Raw genomic sequence first — 842 nt, 5'->3', positions numbered from 1 at the left:
CCCTGCTCTCGCCCGCCCTTGATTCGATCTCGACCGCCGTCAGTCGCGCCGCCGATTTCGATCCGGCGACCAGCACATCGGTGTTCCGCATTGGATTATCCGACGACGTCGAATTCGCCCTGCTGCCGATGCTGCTCAAGCGCCTGCGCGCCGAAGCACCAGGCATCGTCCTCGTGGTGCGGCGGGTCAACTACATCTTGATGCCGGGCCTGCTCGCCTCCGGCGAGATTTCGATCGGCGTCAGCTACACCACCGACCTGCCGGCCAACGCCAAGCGCAAGGTCCTGCGCCGCAGCGCACCGAAGCTGCTGCGCGCCGACACCGTGCCGGGGCCGCTGAGCCTCGACGACTACTGCGCCCGACCGCACGCACTGGTGTCGTTCGCTGGAGACCTCAGTGGTTTTGTCGATGAAGAACTGGAAAAACTCGGACGCAAACGGCACGTGGTGCTGGCAGTGCCACAGTTCAACGGACTCGGCACGCTGCTGGCGGGTACCGATATCGTCGCGACCGTGCCGGATTACACGGCTGAGGCACTGACGGCGGCTGGTGGGCTTCGTGCTGAAGATCCGCCACTGCCGACGCGTACGTTTGAACTGCACATGGCTTGGCGTGGCTCGCAGGACAACGATCCGGGAGAGCGGTGGTTGAGGTCGCGGATTCAGATGTTTTTCGGGGATCCGGATAGTCTTTAGGTATCGTCGGCTAGGGTGCTTTATCGGAAGTACCGTAGGACGCACCCCGTCGGAATCAGATCCCGATTCAATATCCGGACGGGCAAATTGGCATAATATGCCAATGTTCGTAACTACCGGTTTGGCCAGCACTGGAGATAATTATGG

Annotated in this window: 1 protein-coding gene; it reads left to right on the top strand. The window is 61.5% G+C overall.

Annotated features, from left to right (window positions below):
* The coding region (locus tag J5M71_RS26045) for a LysR substrate-binding domain-containing protein (protein WP_207838310.1) at positions 1-695 on the top strand (695 nt) is incomplete at its 5' end.
* Between the last annotated feature and the right edge of the window lie 147 nt (positions 696-842).

It is taken from the genome of Pseudomonas sp. 43(2021) (assembly GCF_017490805.1).
Classification (GTDB): Bacteria; Pseudomonadota; Gammaproteobacteria; order Pseudomonadales; family Pseudomonadaceae; genus Aquipseudomonas.
Note: the sequence above shows the minus strand (reverse complement) of the source record. Positions and strands in the feature narration are given on the sequence as shown.